The following is a 15,660-nucleotide window of genomic DNA, read 5'->3' on the forward strand; positions in this document are numbered from 1 at the left end:
ACCACACTGCTAGACAAACTCCAAACCCCGACTTCATAATAGTTAACAGAACTGATGACCTCTTAAGTTTAAATTCTTAAGCAGTTACACTCTGTAACCCAGTTCTTACCACCCTTCTACTTCGACTACGCTCAGTACAAGAGTTTCGGTTTTTGTTCATGTGTCCCCTACCTCAACAGCCAAGTAAAACAGCTAAACAACCACGTCCGGTGTTAGATACCGTCTTTGCCTTTCCACCAAATCGGGACACATTAGGGGGAACCTCTTATCTTATTGTAGGAAAAGAAGGCAACATTCTCATAGATTGTCCTGCCGACGACCCAACAAATCAAGATTTTTTGCGATCGCACGGAGGGGTACGTTGGTTATTTATCACTCATCGAGGTGCCATTGGTAAAACAGCCAACATTCAGGAAACCTTTAGCTGTGAAGTTCTAATTCAAGAACAAGAAGCTTATTTATTACCGGGATTAACCCTCACCACTTTTACCCAAGAATTGACCATCAATTCCACATCTGGGGTAATTTGGACACCCGGACATTCTCCTGGTTCATCCTGCCTGTACTACAGTGATTTAGGGGGGGTCTTATTTTCCGGCCGCCATTTACTCCCCAACCAAAGCGGCGAACCAGTACTTTTTCGGACAGCTAAAACCTTTCACTGGGGTAGACAAATTAAAAGTCTTCAGTTATTACTACAACGTTTCCAACCAGAAACACTCCAGTATATTTGTCCCGGTGCTAACACAGGCTTTCTCCGGGGTAAAGGTGTAATAGACAATGCCTATCAGCGTTTGGCGAGTGCTGAGTGAAAAGTTAACTGGGTAGAAATTTATCCTCTACCCATTTACCATTACTTAGAACCCACTTCCGCCAACACTGAATTGGTTTTTATTAGCTCCACTGCGGCTTGATATTGCAAATCAGCCTCTGTGGCAATTTGTGTGCGGGTAATTGATTCTTGGGAAATTACCACATCTGGCTTAATTCCCAATTTATTAATATCCCGATGTGATGGGGTTTCATACTTAGCAATTGTCACCGCCAAGCCGGAACCGTCAGATAATTCAAACAAAGACTGAATTAAACCTTTACCAAAGGTGGTTTCTCCCACTAAAGTAGCACGATGGTTGTCTTGCAGCGCTCCGGCGAGAATTTCACTGGCGCTGGCGGTTCCTTGATTGACTAAGATCACTAAAGGATCATCTGTCAAAGCAGGTCCAGATGATTCAAAGCTGCCCTGAATACCCTGGCGATTTACTGTGTAAACTATAGTACCAGAATTTAACCACAAACGGGCAATTTCAATTCCTGACTGCAATAGCCCACCAGGATTGTTTCTTAAGTCTAAAATATAAGCAGCAGCCCCTTTTTTCTCCAGACTAGAAATAGCGTGTGCTAATTCCGTGTCGGCATTGGCGTTGAACTGAGTCAAGCGCAGATAGCCAATGGGCATACCTTGGGGAGAAAAACGCAGGTCAGCCACCACGGGATTAAGAGTAATGCGATCGCGCACTATTGTCACTTCTTTTTTGCCTACTCCATCCCGTTCAATCAACAGTGTGACCGAACTACCAATAGGTCCGCGCATCTTAGCTGCTGCTTGGTCAAGAGTCAAATTTTTTGTGGAAAGTCCTTCAATTTTGAGAATGCGATCGCGAGGTTTAATCCCAGCCATATCAGCTGGGGAATCTATGATGGGGCTGACTACTTCTAGCTTTCCTGTTTCTGGATTGAGAGCAATTTGTAAGCCTACCCCAGTTAACTCCCCAGAAGTATTGACCTGCAAGCTGCGGTACTGCTGGGGGTCTAGAAACCGTGTGAAAGGATCACCCAGAGTGTTGAGCATTTTTTCAATGGCTGCATAAGCTGCTTCACGGTTTTTTAGCGGCTTCTCCAGGGCTTTTTTCCTCGCTTGCGACCAATTTTGATGATTAAATGTCTCATCCAGATAAGCGCGATTGACAATGCGCCAAACTTCGGAAACGAGTCTTTGCTCCCCTGTTAAAGCTGCTGCTGAAGGAATGAAAGCGCCTATGGCTAACCAAAACGCCATTATTAAGGAAAATCCTAGCTTAAGAATTTGTTTCTGCATGAAAACCATCTCTAAATTCCACATAGTGCCAAATTGCTGAAAAATGCTGCCCAAAAATGCCTATTTACCTTTTTGTTGATGAAAACTATATCTCAACTATGTTACTTTTTTTATAGAAGTGATGCGTTTCTCTCATCAAGTTGTTGACAAACTGATGAGGCGCATTCCACTCAACAAACGATAAAATCTACTTGGTAACTAGCATTTTTGGTGCTGGGTTGCCAAGAGAAGGCAATATATTCCATATTTACAGAGTGTTAAGAAAATGAAAATTCTCATCACTCTGGTAACTCAAAGCCAAAGGAACAAAAACCCTTTGAGAAAATCCCAAAATTTTTAATTGGGAGATTGATCAACCGCAACCAATTTTAGGAAGTTGAGATTGTATGGCCAACGTTTACGACTGGTTTGAAGAACGCCTAGAAATAGAGGCGCTCGCGGAGGACGTAACCAGCAAGTATGTCCCCCCCCATGTAAATATCTTTTACTGCTTGGGCGGTATTACCCTCACTTGCTTTCTGATCCAGTTCGCCACTGGATTTGCTATGACCTTTTACTACAAGCCAACAGTGGCTGAAGCTTACTCTTCAGTAGAGTACATCATGAATGAAGTCAACTTTGGCTGGCTGATTCGCTCTATTCATCGCTGGTCTGCCAGCATGATGGTGTTAATGATGATTCTGCACACCTTCCGGGTGTACCTGACAGGTGGCTTCAAAAAGCCCCGGGAATTGACCTGGGTCAGTGGTGTAATCCTAGCTGTAATCACCGTTTCTTTTGGTGTGACAGGCTATTCCCTACCTTGGGATCAAGTGGGTTACTGGGCTGTAAAAATCGTTAGCGGCGTACCAGAAGCAATTCCAGTAGTGGGTGTTTTTATTTCTGATATGTTACGCGGTGGTTCTAGTGTCGGTCAAGCAACATTGACTCGCTACTACAGCGCTCACACCTTCATACTGCCTTGGTTAATCGCGGTGTTCATGTTGTTCCACTTCTTGATGATCCGCAAACAAGGTATTTCTGGTCCTTTGTAATCTGAACAACTAAGCCAAACTGGAAAAAGGCAAGGGCTTTTAGTTTCCAAATGCAAATATTTGTTTTAAACTGATGAGAAATCAACAATTAATAACTCATAAGCGACAATAAGAACAGAGATTTGTATTGGAAGCTAAAAGCTGTAGACAGCCTACATCTGACGGCTTTGACAAATGCTTTAACTGAATTTGAGCAGGAGAGCGTATTTAAACATGGCAACCCAAAAAAAACCCGATCTGAGTGATCCTCAGTTAAGAGCTAAACTGGCTAAAGGCATGGGTCACAACTACTATGGTGAACCCGCTTGGCCTAATGACCTACTGTATGTGTTTCCAATTGTGATCATGGGTTCATTCGCTTGTGTTGTGGCTCTAGCTGTGCTAGACCCGGCAATGGTAGGTGAACCAGCAAATCCTTTTGCTACACCTTTGGAAATTTTACCAGAGTGGTATTTGTATCCTGTATTCCAAATTTTGCGATCGCTTCCTAACAAACTTTTGGGAGTGTTAGCAATGGCTTCTGTACCCCTGGGACTAATCCTGGTTCCTTTCCTGGAAAACGTCAACAAATTCCAAAATCCCTTCCGTCGCCCAGTGGCAACTACAGTGTTCCTATTTGGAACTCTTGTTACCCTGTGGTTAGGTATTGGTGCTGCTTTACCATTAGATAAATCTTTCACATTGGGATTATTCTAAACTAAGCAGCAAATAGCCTTTGACACCTGTAGTTTCAAGAGCATCTCCCCAAATTGCCGCAGCAATCAACAGTAAAGTATACTGGGAAGGCTAGTATTCCTTTTGGCAGATGTAATTTTGATACCTACAGGTGTCAATTTTGGTGAGCATCTAGTACAACTAGTACAGAAATTATTGACAAATTGTATATTTCGGTCAAGGTCAATGCTTAGTATATTGGAGCAAGACCATCTGACGGTGAAGAGCGAACTAGAGCGCCTCAACTACGTACAACAATGGTTTGAGCAATTCTATCTTAAATATTTGGCTCAATTTGGCTGGTCTAAACACCAACTTTATCGCCTCCACCTAGCATTAGCAGAGGGTTTTACCAACGCAGTTCGTCACGCCCATAGTACCTTACCACCAGAAACCACCATAGAAATTGAAGTCAGTCTGTGGATTGACAGACTAGAAATCAGAATTTGGGATCAGGGACAACCTTTCAATCCTGATGCTATCTCAGAGCCACAGCCCGGTACTCTGCAAGTGGGGGGATATGGATGGTTTCTACTGCGACGCTTGGCTGACCATGTTGTTTATGAACGCAGTGCAGATGGTAAAAATTGTTTACTGATGGTTAAATATAACAATCCCATTTAGTTGCTGATGAGTAGAAGTGGAGAAAAAACCAAAACATAAAACTAACAACCAAACTGATCATGTGTTCGTGTTCTTGGAAATTTTTGCTCGCGAAGGTGGGATTCAATCCTATGTCCAAGATATTATCCGTGCTTATGGGGGATTGAGTGCTGGTTGTAGAGCGGAAGTTTTTTTGTTGCGCGATGGCCTTGACCAGTCAAATCTTTGGGAATACGATAATTTAAAATTTCATTACTTTAAAAATAAGTCGCCCAAAATGGGAAGGCTAAAAATGATACTTGCTCTGGTGATGTGTCTGTGGCAAAAACGCCCCCAGCAGGTTTTTTGTGGTCATATTAATTTAGCTGTATTGATTAAAACTATTTGTCAACCCTTGGGTATTCCCTACACAGTCCTCACCTACGGTAAAGAAGTTTGGGAACCACTAAACAACAGTGAAAAAAAAGCTTTAGCATCAGCAAATGCTATTTGGACAATTAGCCGCTACAGCCGCGATCGCGCTTGTGCTACTAATAATCTAGACCCGACCAAAATCAAGATGCTACCTTGTGCTATAGATGGGAATAAATTTACACCTGGTGCTAAACAGCCAGAATTATTAGAAAAATATGGCTTAAGTGGTGCTAAAGTGTTAATGACTGTGGCGCGACTATGGTCAGGAGACATTTACAAAGGTGTAGATGTAACTATCCGCGCACTACCCCACATCGCCGCGGTTTTCCCAGAAGTAAAATATTTAATTGTTGGTCGCGGTGATGACCAACCACGACTAGCCCAGCTAGCAGAAAGTTTAGGCGTGAGCGATCGCGTAGTTTTTGCCGGTTTTGTACCCACAGAACAGTTAATACCACACTATCGCCTCGCTGATGCTTATATTATGCCCTCTCAAGAAGGCTTTGGTATTGTTTATTTAGAAGCTATGACCTGCGGTGTACCAGTGTTATCTGGTGATGATGATGGCTCTGCTGACCCCTTACAAGATGGTAAACTCGGATGGCGAGTACCCCATCGTGACTCAGCAGCAGTGGCAACAGCTTGTATAGAAATTTTACAAGGAAACGATCAGCGCTGTAATGGAGAATGGTTACGAGAACAGGCGATCGCTTTATTTGGCCTATATCCCTTTCAACAGCGTTTACAACAACTGGTTTTATCCCCGGTCATAAGCCCATAGTTTCAGACCTAATTAATATTTCTTGACCTTTGGTAGTTGACTTGACGGCTTTTAACTCTCCGGAAAAATCGCTATCTTAGAAATAGAGCAAGACAATATTTGAAACCATGAGCTTTAAATCTTTACAATTTAGTCTTGAAAATCTCCGCCCTTGGCTGACTCTGTTAGCAGTTTTCTGGTTGTTAGCATCATTAGGCTTGGGCTGGTTGGTGAATTCCTTATTAATTATCTTTGGCTTGTTCCTATTAACACCCGTTGTTGCCTTCTTGGGTTTTCGCTGGTGGCTACAACGTAATTTAGTCACTGACCAGTGTCCTGTGTGTAATTACCAATTTACAGGGTTAAATAATACTCAGTTACAATGTCCTAATTGTGGAGAGCAATTATCAGTCCAACAAGGCCATTTTCAGCGCTTCACACCAGAAGGAACAATTGACATTCAAGCAATTGAAATAACAGCCAAATCTCTGGAAGATTCCAAGTAACACAGTAAGCTGTTACTATAGTGAATTTTCCCCAACTGATGTACATCATTAGGGTGTAAAGCAAACAGGATGCTCGCGTTACAAGATTTTTACATTTGTATCTTACGTGTTTCAGAAATACTATATAATCCCATCATGATATCATACACTCCCAGCCATGTCAGAACTTTTAAACAGAATTAAAAACTTTTGAAATCAAACTTAATAACAACTATCCCTGTTTTATGGTAGATATCATTTTAAATTATCAGACACAGGGATCATGACTCATTTTGGATTGATATGTCCTGCCGCATCTGGTCACCTTTACCCCATGACCACCCTAGGCTATGAACTGAAATCTCGTGGTCATCGCGTCACATTATTTGGCATACTTGATGCTCAACCCAAAACACTAACAGCAGGATTAGAATTCACAGCCATTGGCCAGTCTGAGTTTCCTGCTGGAGCAATGGCTGAATTATTTACCCAGCTAGGAAAACTCAGTGGATACGCTGCATTGCAGTATACCATCAATTTCATACAGAAAAGAGCAGACATATTCCTCCGCCAAGCCCCTACAGCCATCAAAAAAGTTGGTGTGGAAGCACTACTAGTAGATCAAGTTTCACCAGAAGGAGGAAGTATTGCCGAATTACTAGATATTCCCTTTGTTAGCGTCTGCAATGCCATGATGATTAACGAGGATATCAGCGTTCCGCCTTTTAACACTTCTTGGAATTACAGTACTAGTGTTTGGGCACAGGTACGCTACCTAGCAGGTTATACCTTACTAAACCGTATCAGGCGACCAATCAGGGAATTAATCAATCAGTATCGCCAAGAGTGGAACTTACCACCACACTTTAATTCCAACGATTACTACTCTCAACTAGCTCAGATCAGCCAACAACCTCAAGAGTTGGAATTTCCCAGGAAGCATTTACCCGCTTCCTTTCATTTCACAGGACCATACCACAACCCACAAACTCGCCAATCAATTCCTTTTCCATTTGAAAAACTAAGCGAGAAGCCGTTAATTTATGCTTCCCTGGGAACAATACAAAATCGCTTATTATCAATTTTTCAGCATATTGCCGAAGCCTGTCATGGTTTGGATGCTCAACTGGTAATTTCTCTTGGTGGTTCTGCTAATCCAGAGGTTTTGCAAGGTTTACCAGGAAACCCCTTAGTAGTTGGTTATGCACCCCAACTGGAATTACTGCAACAAGCCTCTCTGACAATTACCCATGCAGGAATGAATACCACCTTGGAATCTTTGAGCAATGCAGTCCCAATGGTTGCTATCCCCATTACTAATGATCAGCCTGGTGTAGCGGCGCGTATAGCTTGGGCGGGATGTGGTGAAGTTGTCTCCCTGAGACGGGTAAATGTGACTAGATTACGAACTGCTATCCAAAAAGTTTTAACACAAGATTCTTATCAAAAAAACGCTTTGAGATTACAACAAGCAATTAAGCAATCTGGAGGAGTGACCAAAGCAGCAGATATTATTGAGCAGGTAGTATCTACAAGGAAACCAGTATTGGTAGAAAAAATACCCAAAAGTTAGCATATTAGTATGGTAGGTCAGACTAAATTCCTGACTACGAACCCGCCAGAGTTATAGACATTAAATCCAATTGGCGAGCAAAAATTTCATCAATTGGTAACATCTCTCCGTCAGTAGTCATAAATTTATGGTCTTTTGTTGCTCGAATAATTGAACCATCTTCTAAAGTATATTCAAATACATCTTGTTCACCGCGATTATGCCATTGTGCTATGGGTTGAGTGTAAATGTTACCATGACTATCAACGCTGTACACATGACACTCAATGGCTTTTTCTACAATCTCCCCAATGGGTATCAAGCCATATTCTACTGTTAAAATCTCAGTATCAGCACTTAAACAATATTCAGCAAATTTTAACATTTGCTCGAATAACTCTTCTGCTACTTGTTTTTTAACCCCATTCTTAGCCGCACCATCTACAAATTTTTCTCGCTGCTTTTGCATTTCAGCCACTTTCTTTTTACCCATCGCCCGGCGCAGCAAGTCCGCTTGTCCTAGGGAATATCCAGCCATATCTTGAGCAATTTTCATGATTTGCTCTTGATAAACCATAATTCCATAGGTTTCATTCAGTACCGGTTCCAGTATGGCGCTTTGATATTCTATTGTTTCTTTTCCATGTTTACGGTTAATAAACTTAGGAATGAGTCCCGCATCTAGGGGTCCAGGTCGGTATAGTGCCAAAATAGAAGAAATATCTTCAATATTAGAAGGCTTTAAATCTCGGACTATCTGACGCATCCCGGAAGATTCTAATTGAAATATTCCCTCTAATTCCCCAGCTTCTAACAGTTCATAGGATTTTCTCACATCTTGGGGTAATGTGGTATGTTCCCCTTTAGCCAAAATTTTCTGGGCTTTTCTTTCCTGACCTGTGATCTCATCTGGGTCAATTTGAAAGCCACGGTTTTGTGCAATTAAATCAATGGTTTTTTGAATCAGGGTCAGATTACGTAAACCTAAAAAATCCATTTTTAACAAACCCATTGATTCCAAATCTTCCATAAAATACTGGGTAATCACAGAGCCGTCATTATTCTTTTGAAGGGGTACAATTTCATCTAAAGGTTCAGCCGAAATCACTACACCTGCTGCATGAACACCAAAAGTTTTGTTAGTTCCTTCAATTCGCATGGCCATATCAACCCAGTGGCGAACCTTGGGGTCATGATCATATTTTTCTTTAAATTCTGGTGCTGGGGTTGCATCGGAAATCATCACTTTCAATTTAGTGGGTTTACCGCGCACTACAGGAATTAATTTAGCCATTTTATCCGCTTCCCCATAGGGAATATTTAATACTCTGGCTACATCTTTTAAAACTGCTTTGGAAGTTAAGCGGTTAAAAGTAATAATTTGAGCAACTCTATCTTTACCGTATTTTTCTGTTACATATTCAATTACTTTATCCCGCTTTTCAATACAGAAATCTGTATCAATATCAGGCATAGATTTACGTTCTGGGTTTAAGAATCGCTCAAATAGTAACCCATGATGTACCGGGTCAATGTTGGTAATTCGCATGGCGTAAGCCACCAAAGAACCAGCAGCAGAACCACGACCAGGACCCACGGGGATGTTATTATCTCTAGCAAATTTGATATAATCCCAAACCACTAAAAAATAGGTAGAAAAACCCATCTTTTGTAACATTTTTAATTCATATTCCAATCTTTCCTTATAGACTGGATCAACCTCATGACGGGATTTGCGATTTAACCTTTCTAAAAGTCCTTGCCAAGCTACTTCTTCCGCGTAAGTATCAGCGGTGTGACCAGAAGGAATGGCGGGTGTGGGGATTTTAGGATCCCCCATAATATCATATAATCCCACTTTATCCGCCACTTCTTCAGTGGTGGCTATGGCTTCAGCAATGACATCATCTGGTAAATGATCCCGGAATAGTTGCTTCATTTCTGCGGCGGATTTAAGATATTCTGTGCCGCTATAACGCATTCTTTTATCTTCACTAATTAGCTGGCCAGTTTGAATACATAACAAAGCGTCGTGTGCTTCCACATCAAAACAAGATATAAAATGGGAATCATTAGTAGCCACAAATTTAATTTCTAATTCCCTGGCAATTTTGATAATTTCCACATTAACAATGCGGTCTTCTGGCGAACCGTGGTCTTGAATTTCTAAATAATAATCATCACCAAATACTTGTTTATACCACTTGGCAACTTTACGGGCTGCATCTGGTCTACTACTGAGAATGGCTTGGGGTATTTCTCCACCTAAACAAGCACTGGTGACAATTAAGCCTTCACTGTATTGTTTAAGTAAGTCTTTGTTAATACAAGGACGGGCAAAAATTCCTTTACCTTGCACTCCTTGCAGGTGGGAAATAGTGGTAAGTTTAACTAAATTTTTGTAACCTTGGGTATTTTTAGCTAAAACAACTTGATGATATTTCGGGCGACGTTCTTGTTTTTCAATGTCGCCATTAATAATATACATTTCGTTGCCGATAATTGGCTTAATACTTTTACCTCGGCAGATTTTAATTAATTCTATAGCACCATACATGACACCATGATCAGTGAGGGCGATGGCTTTCATGTCTAATGCGATCGCCTGATCTATTAATTCCGGTAGCTGGCTAGCTCCATCAAGTAAACTGTAGTCACTGTGAATATGTAATGGCACAAAAGACATATAGTGATATACAAATGTAAATGATCGTCTTGTAACACAAGCATCCTGCTTGTTAATATCGTCTTGTAACACAAGCATCCTGCTTGTTAATATCGTCTTGTAACACAAGCATCCTGCTGGTTAATCATGTACCTCATTTGAGGAAAATTCGCCATATCATAAAGCGTGTTTTTGCAAATCTCCCAGGGAACATACTTCTAAGGCTCTAGCATGGGTAGCCGAAAGCACAACTGGGGGAGCAACACCAGCATTTAACGCCTCTTGCCAACGAGCAGCACATAAACACCAGCGATCGCCAGGTCGCAGTCCAGGGAAATTAAATTGGGGAACAGGTGTACTCAGGTCATTACCCTGCAACTTAGTAAACTCTAGAAATTCTGTTGTTACTTGGGCGCAAACAACGTGCATACCAAAATCCTGACCCCCGGTATAACAAAACCCGTCCCGATAATAGCCAGTCATGGGAGATGTGCAACAACTTTCTAATTCTGTTCCTAGTACATTTTTTGCTTCTACCATAGTCAATTCCTAATTCTTGCCATCAAGTTAAGATTCTCGTAACACATATCCCACTCCTCGCACTGTTTGAATGAGACGTTTGTGATTTTCATTTTCGATTTTTAGGCGTAAATAGCGGATGTAAACTTCTATTACATTAGATTCCCCCATAAAATCGTAACCCCAGACATTTTCCAAAATTTGTTCCCTCGTTAAAACTTCGCGGGGGTGTTCCATTAAGTACCTTAACAGTTCAAATTCCTTCATGGTTAATTCAATTGAGCGTCCGTTTTGTATAACGCGACGAGTGGCCGTATCTAAAACCAGATCCCCAAAACGTAACTCTTCTGTACTCTCAACATCAGGTTTTAAATAAAGGCGAATCAACTTTAAAAAATCTTCTGAGCGATAAGGCTTGAGGACGTAATCATCAGCCCCGGCTTCTAAACAAGCTACCCGGTCATCCACTGTATCTCTGGCCATGAGTACCAAAACAGGGGCGCACATCCCAGCACTTCTAATATTCTTACATAATGATAGACCAGATTCTCCTGAGAGCATCCGGTCTATAACAATCAAAGCAGGTTGGCGATGGCGGCAATATTGTAAACCGCTTGCGGTGTCGTGAGCTAAAATTGCTTCATAACCCGCTTCTCGCAAATCAAAGCAAAGCTGATTTGCCAGACTTTCGTCGGTTTCAATCACCAAAACACAGGGACGACTTTGAGCTATTGTGGTCATGATTAAAGGGAATTTTGCATTAATTTTGCACCGATAGCGAATTTTGCCCAAGTGAGGTACATCATGAGCAAGCAGGACTTGCGTTACAAGACGATCATTTACATTTGTATCTCACCTGTTTAAGAAATGCTATTCCTTCTCTTTGGGTGGTTACTAGGGTAACTCAACTGATGTAGGTTTAGCCGCATGTGGTAAACCCCAACCAAGTTTTTCTCGCAAAATCCGGAAAAATTCCCGCCGTTGTAGGCGAATAAATCGGATACTGTAGGGCGATCGCTCCAAATGTACCCGATCTTCTGGAAAAACATAACATCCGCCATTACCATCTACCACCATCACCAAGCGAGGAATATTGACCGGGTAAATATTCACCGTTTCCGTATCTGGAAATACCAAAGCCCTAGAGGCTAGGGAGTGGGGGCAAATAGGTACTAACTGCAACACAGGTACACCAGGAGTGATCACCGGACCACCAGCGCTCAACGAATAAGCAGTTGAACCTGTGGGGGTAGAAACTATCACCCCATCGGCAGCAATATCTACTGGTGCGTGTCGCCCCACAGCAATTTCAAAATGGCACATAGACGTTAATGGTTCTCTATGTAACACCATTTCATTTAAGCACAGAGCTTCCCAAAGTACAGTTTGTTGACGAAACACCTTAACAGTGAGCATGGACTGTTCTTCAATTTCATACTCACCCGCCATGGCTTGTTCTATTGCTTGGGGTAGTCGATTGACATATGTTTCCGTCAAAAAACCCATGTGACCAGTATTCACCGTTAACAGTGGAATACCAGCAGGAGCCACTTGACGAGACGCTGCCAAAACCGTACCATCTCCCCCCAAAACCACGGCAAACTGCATTTCTGAGTCAAAACCAGGGGGAGTTAGTCCTTCAATTGGGGTGTGGCATACAGGACTTTCTGGGTTAGAGTAGCCCAATATGCCACCGATACTAGTGGTGACAATTACATTCCAACCGGCTGCGGTTAGCTTGTCTTTTAGTTCGATGGCGATGCGAGCCGCTATCGGTTTAACGTCGTTGTAAATAATGCCTGCTTTCGGCACACTTAAATATCCAAGTTTTAGCGATGCTTACTACTTATGTGATCCTGACATATTTTGGAGAAACTAGTCATATACTCTTTTGTTAACTAATGGTAACAAATACATAACTGGAGATTGTCTCTCAACCAAGGCTTATCAACCAATGCACGAAGATAAATTCCTCGCGCACCATTTTTTCTGATTGGTATGTATGCCATGAGGAAAGTATAGCATTAGTTGATAAACTTTAGCACATGATTAACTAGCTAACTTCCTTAGAAGATTGTTTAAAAGGGGTCTTTTTGGGTTTCTCTTTTTTCTTTCTAGACTTGTTTTTCTCATAGTCTAACTCTTTGAGCTTTCTCATAATCCGACTGAAATATTCTTCCAGGTAGCTTTCCAGAGTTGTGGTTTCTCCCTTGTCCAAGCCAAAGACTTGGTATACCTCATCCATGGGCGCGTTCAAGGGTCTACCACTAGCCAAGACTTCTGTAAACTCCAGTCTGTCCGCAACATTCCATCCCCACTGAAAAAAGCGGATCATACCACGTATAGCACGCAATAAGTTAATGGGCATTCGCGTAATTTTGGCTTCTTTTCCAGATAACCGCTCACACAGACTGATGATTTCCTCAGCAGTCCAAGGGCGAGTACCCACCACGGGGAAAGCTTTGTTCTTTGTTTCTGGCACACTCAAACTGCGAATAGCAAACTTAGCGATGTCCTGTGTATCCATGTAAGCCACTGGCGAGGAACTACCAGTTACCCAAACTGGTTGACTTTCCAAAATGGGGATACCATATTGACCAATTAAGCCCTGCATAAAGCCAGCCAGGCGTAAAATTGTGTAATTTAGCCCAGAATCAGCTAAAAAAGCTTCGGTGCAGCGCTTAATTTCCATCAGTGGCACTTGTGGATACTTATCCGCATCAAGAATAGAAAAGAATATAAAACGTTCTACACCCGCGCTTTTTGCTGCTTGAATTAATGCTACCTGTCCATCCCAATCAACTTGTTTAATGGTGAGGGATTCCGTAGCACGAGATGTAGCAGCATCAATAACCGCGGTGATACCTTCCATGGCCGCCGTCAGGCTTTCCGGGTTGCACAAATCTCCCCATACCAATTCAGCACCCCATTCTTTGAGAAATGCGGCTTTTTTCTGACTCCGTACCAGACAGCGTACTTTATGCCCCTCATCGATAGCACGACGAGCCACTTGTCTTCCTAGGGTGCCAGTGGCACCGACGATTAATAAATTCATGAGGGTAGTAATAACTTTTTTAACTTTTATTAAAAGAATCTTAACAGAATTAGTTGTCTAAACAAAAGTTTACATTAATTTAATCAAGTTATGGCATACAGAGACCATCACCAGTCTGGGAAACAGGAAGGAAGATCACTTGAATGTCTCCCTCCCAGTTCCCAGTCCTTTGTTTTCAGCCTCTAAGGATTATTCTTCTGCGCCCTGAATTTTCAGTAACAAAGCACCTAAAGCCCAACCCACGAAAATTAAACCGAAAGACAATAGCGCTGCATTTAGAATTTCGCCGCCCATTAGTGTGATTCTCCTTTGCAATTAGCAGTGATTCTCAAGGTTTCCCTAGAGATGTTCTGTTGTTTGGGTTGTTTGGTTAGATTGGAGTGATGACTCTAATCTGATTTTCACCATTGACACTCCCCCCGCCTAAATGCGGGGGATTCTGTACTCCACCTTGCCACTGGCTCTAATAGACTTTCGCCTAAAAGAGTAGAGGTCGCAAGTCCTACAGCGTTACTTTGGAACTGCCCGCCCCTAGCTTGCCTAGCAAGATTTAAAATATTAATTGCTGCATTTTTTCACAATGCGCCCACAATTACTGCATTGTTCACTTGTGTAATGTTGCGATACAGCAACATCTATTTTACCAAATTTACCAGCAAAATACTCACTTCGGCAAAGTTCGCTATAAGCAAAAAAAATAGTAAATATGACAAGAGAAAATACTCCGCGTTTAGCGCTGACACTAGGAGACCCGGCTGGTATTGGACCAGAAGTGATTTTAAAAGCTTTGGCAGACCCTCAGTTTAGTCATAAATGCGACTTGACAGTAATAGGTAGTAAAAACTTGCTCCTAGAGGTTTATCAACAGTTAAATTCTACTGATTTAGCCAATCCCAACCAATTACAAGTTCTAGATGTACCATTAAAACCGGAAATTACCCAGGAAATTATGATGGGTAGGGGTAATGCTGCTAGTGGTGCGGCAAGTTTTGCTTATTTGGAATATGCGATCGCCCGCACCCTGTCCGGTGAATTTGATGGTATTGTTACAGCCCCCATTGCCAAATCTGCCTGGCAGTTAGCAGGTTACAACTATCCAGGACAAACAGAACTGTTAGCAGAAAAATCAGGTGTTGATCGCTTCGGGATGTTATTTGTCGCGCGATCGCCTCACACTGGTTGGACTCTCCGCACCTTATTGGCTACCACACATATTCCCCTATGTCAAGTAGCCCAAACATTAACACCAGAGTTATTGACGAAGAAATTAAATTTATTAGTAGATTGTTTAGTACAAAACTTTGGCATAAAAAATGGCAAAATTGCGATCGCTGGCTTAAATCCCCACAGTGGCGAACAGGGACAACTAGGAAATGAAGAACAAGATTGGTTAATTCCCTGGTTAGAACAACAAAAAATAAATCATCCCAACTTTCTACTCCAAGGACCCATACCACCAGATACAATGTGGGTTAAGCCTGGTCAAGCTTGGTATGGTAATTCTTCAGTTCACAATGTCGCCGATGCTTACCTAGCCCTGTACCACGACCAAGGTTTAATTCCCGTCAAGTTGATGGCTTTTGACCGTGCGGTTAACACTTCTATTGGTTTACCTTTTGCGCGTACTTCACCAGACCACGGTACAGCATTTGACATTGCCGGTCAAGGAATCGCTGACGCTACAAGTATGAAAGCAGCCATCGAGTTGGCGACCGAGTTAATCAGTCAAAAATTAATGGTGGGTAGTGTAGATTCATGAGTATT

General features: G+C 42.0%; 15 protein-coding genes and 1 pseudogene. 8 read left to right on the forward strand and 8 right to left on the reverse strand.

Features of this window, described 5'->3' with window-relative positions; all coding sequences use genetic code 11:
* The first annotated feature begins 158 nt into the window (after positions 1–158).
* Positions 159–812, forward strand: a complete 654-nt coding sequence (locus NWP17_RS11305) for an MBL fold metallo-hydrolase (protein ID WP_280655014.1) — start codon at positions 159–161, stop codon at positions 810–812.
* 41 nt (positions 813–853) lie between these two features.
* Here the strand turns inward: NWP17_RS11305 and ctpA are convergent, their stop codons facing one another.
* Complete coding sequence (gene ctpA / locus NWP17_RS11310; RefSeq protein ID WP_280655081.1) at positions 854–2,104, reverse strand: carboxyl-terminal processing protease CtpA; 1,251 nt, start codon at positions 2,102–2,104, stop codon at positions 854–856.
* A 377-nt stretch (positions 2,105–2,481) separates the two neighbouring features.
* Here ctpA and petB point away from each other — a divergent pair, with 377 nt between their 5' ends.
* The 6 genes from petB (at position 2,482) to NWP17_RS11340 (ending at position 7,678) form a co-directional block, all read left to right on the forward strand.
* Positions 2,482–3,129, forward strand: coding sequence for a cytochrome b6 (gene petB / locus NWP17_RS11315; protein ID WP_280655015.1), 648 nt, complete (start codon positions 2,482–2,484; stop codon positions 3,127–3,129).
* A gap of 213 nt (positions 3,130–3,342) precedes the next feature.
* Positions 3,343–3,825, forward strand: a complete 483-nt coding sequence (gene petD, locus NWP17_RS11320; protein ID WP_280655016.1) for a cytochrome b6-f complex subunit IV — start codon at positions 3,343–3,345, stop codon at positions 3,823–3,825.
* A gap of 204 nt (positions 3,826–4,029) precedes the next feature.
* Positions 4,030–4,467: an ATP-binding protein gene (locus NWP17_RS11325; protein WP_280655017.1), complete on the forward strand. Its 438-nt coding sequence runs from the start codon at positions 4,030–4,032 to the stop codon at positions 4,465–4,467.
* A 16-nt stretch (positions 4,468–4,483) separates the two neighbouring features.
* Positions 4,484–5,641, forward strand: coding sequence for a glycosyltransferase family 4 protein (locus NWP17_RS11330; RefSeq protein WP_280655018.1), 1,158 nt, complete (start codon positions 4,484–4,486; stop codon positions 5,639–5,641).
* A 107-nt stretch (positions 5,642–5,748) separates the two neighbouring features.
* Positions 5,749–6,126, forward strand: coding sequence for a hypothetical protein (locus NWP17_RS11335; protein ID WP_280655019.1), 378 nt, complete (start codon positions 5,749–5,751; stop codon positions 6,124–6,126).
* Between the two features lie 262 nt (positions 6,127–6,388).
* Entirely contained in the window at positions 6,389–7,678 is a 1,290-nt protein-coding gene (locus NWP17_RS11340; RefSeq protein ID WP_280655020.1) for a glycosyltransferase, read from the forward strand.
* Positions 7,679–7,712: 34 nt separating this feature from the next.
* Here NWP17_RS11340 and NWP17_RS11345 read toward each other — a convergent pair whose 3' ends face one another.
* From NWP17_RS11345 to NWP17_RS11375, 7 genes and pseudogenes are all read right to left on the reverse strand, one after another.
* The gene (locus NWP17_RS11345; protein WP_280655021.1) at positions 7,713–10,343 is read right to left on the reverse strand and encodes a DNA polymerase III subunit alpha; all 2,631 of its coding nucleotides are present in this window, start codon (positions 10,341–10,343) and stop codon (positions 7,713–7,715) included.
* Positions 10,344–10,499: 156 nt separating this feature from the next.
* Positions 10,500–10,862 (reverse strand): DUF2237 family protein, encoded by a 363-nt coding sequence (locus NWP17_RS11350; RefSeq protein ID WP_280655022.1) that lies wholly within the window; start codon positions 10,860–10,862, stop codon positions 10,500–10,502.
* Positions 10,863–10,889: 27 nt separating this feature from the next.
* Positions 10,890–11,582 carry a response regulator transcription factor NblR gene (gene nblR / locus NWP17_RS11355; RefSeq protein WP_280655023.1) on the reverse strand — a complete coding sequence of 231 codons (693 nt, stop codon included), beginning with the start codon at positions 11,580–11,582 and terminating at the stop codon, positions 10,890–10,892.
* A gap of 153 nt (positions 11,583–11,735) precedes the next feature.
* Complete coding sequence (locus NWP17_RS11360; protein WP_280655024.1) at positions 11,736–12,653, reverse strand: NAD(+) kinase; 918 nt, start codon at positions 12,651–12,653, stop codon at positions 11,736–11,738.
* A gap of 241 nt (positions 12,654–12,894) precedes the next feature.
* Positions 12,895–13,896: an SDR family oxidoreductase gene (locus tag NWP17_RS11365; protein WP_280655025.1), complete on the reverse strand. Its 1,002-nt coding sequence runs from the start codon at positions 13,894–13,896 to the stop codon at positions 12,895–12,897.
* 189 nt (positions 13,897–14,085) lie between these two features.
* Positions 14,086–14,190 carry a cytochrome b6-f complex subunit PetM gene (gene petM, locus NWP17_RS11370; protein WP_006199111.1) on the reverse strand — a complete coding sequence of 35 codons (105 nt, stop codon included), beginning with the start codon at positions 14,188–14,190 and terminating at the stop codon, positions 14,086–14,088.
* A 107-nt stretch (positions 14,191–14,297) separates the two neighbouring features.
* Positions 14,298–14,562 (reverse strand): annotated as a pseudogene (locus NWP17_RS11375) (hypothetical protein); the annotation flags it as partial.
* Positions 14,563–14,602: 40 nt separating this feature from the next.
* On the opposite strand from NWP17_RS11375, the gene pdxA reads away from it, so the two are divergent.
* Complete coding sequence (pdxA, locus tag NWP17_RS11380) at positions 14,603–15,655, forward strand: 4-hydroxythreonine-4-phosphate dehydrogenase PdxA (RefSeq protein ID WP_280655026.1); 1,053 nt, start codon at positions 14,603–14,605, stop codon at positions 15,653–15,655.
* The last annotated feature ends 5 nt before the right edge of the window (positions 15,656–15,660 follow it).

This window comes from Chrysosporum bergii ANA360D (assembly GCF_029891735.1).
In the GTDB taxonomy this organism is placed as follows: Bacteria; Cyanobacteriota; Cyanobacteriia; order Cyanobacteriales; family Nostocaceae; genus Umezakia; species Umezakia bergii.

Bases quoted from the DNA above. Each gene is read 5' to 3' on its own strand.
- NWP17_RS11305 (WP_280655014.1), top strand. From the start codon at position 159: ATGTGTCCCCTACCTCAACAGCCAAGTAAAACAGCTAAACAACCACGT.
- ctpA (WP_280655081.1), bottom strand. From the start codon at position 2,104: ATGGTTTTCATGCAGAAACAAATTCTTAAGCTAGGATTTTCCTTAATA.
- petB (WP_280655015.1), top strand. From the start codon at position 2,482: ATGGCCAACGTTTACGACTGGTTTGAAGAACGCCTAGAAATAGAGGCG.
- petD (WP_280655016.1), top strand. From the start codon at position 3,343: ATGGCAACCCAAAAAAAACCCGATCTGAGTGATCCTCAGTTAAGAGCT.
- NWP17_RS11325 (WP_280655017.1), top strand. From the start codon at position 4,030: ATGCTTAGTATATTGGAGCAAGACCATCTGACGGTGAAGAGCGAACTA.
- NWP17_RS11335 (WP_280655019.1), top strand. From the start codon at position 5,749: ATGAGCTTTAAATCTTTACAATTTAGTCTTGAAAATCTCCGCCCTTGG.
- NWP17_RS11340 (WP_280655020.1), top strand. From the start codon at position 6,389: ATGACTCATTTTGGATTGATATGTCCTGCCGCATCTGGTCACCTTTAC.
- NWP17_RS11345 (WP_280655021.1), bottom strand. From the start codon at position 10,343: ATGTCTTTTGTGCCATTACATATTCACAGTGACTACAGTTTACTTGAT.
- NWP17_RS11350 (WP_280655022.1), bottom strand. From the start codon at position 10,862: ATGGTAGAAGCAAAAAATGTACTAGGAACAGAATTAGAAAGTTGTTGC.
- nblR (WP_280655023.1), bottom strand. From the start codon at position 11,582: ATGACCACAATAGCTCAAAGTCGTCCCTGTGTTTTGGTGATTGAAACC.
- NWP17_RS11365 (WP_280655025.1), bottom strand. From the start codon at position 13,896: ATGAATTTATTAATCGTCGGTGCCACTGGCACCCTAGGAAGACAAGTG.
- petM (WP_006199111.1), bottom strand. From the start codon at position 14,190: ATGGGCGGCGAAATTCTAAATGCAGCGCTATTGTCTTTCGGTTTAATT.
- pdxA (WP_280655026.1), top strand. From the start codon at position 14,603: ATGACAAGAGAAAATACTCCGCGTTTAGCGCTGACACTAGGAGACCCG.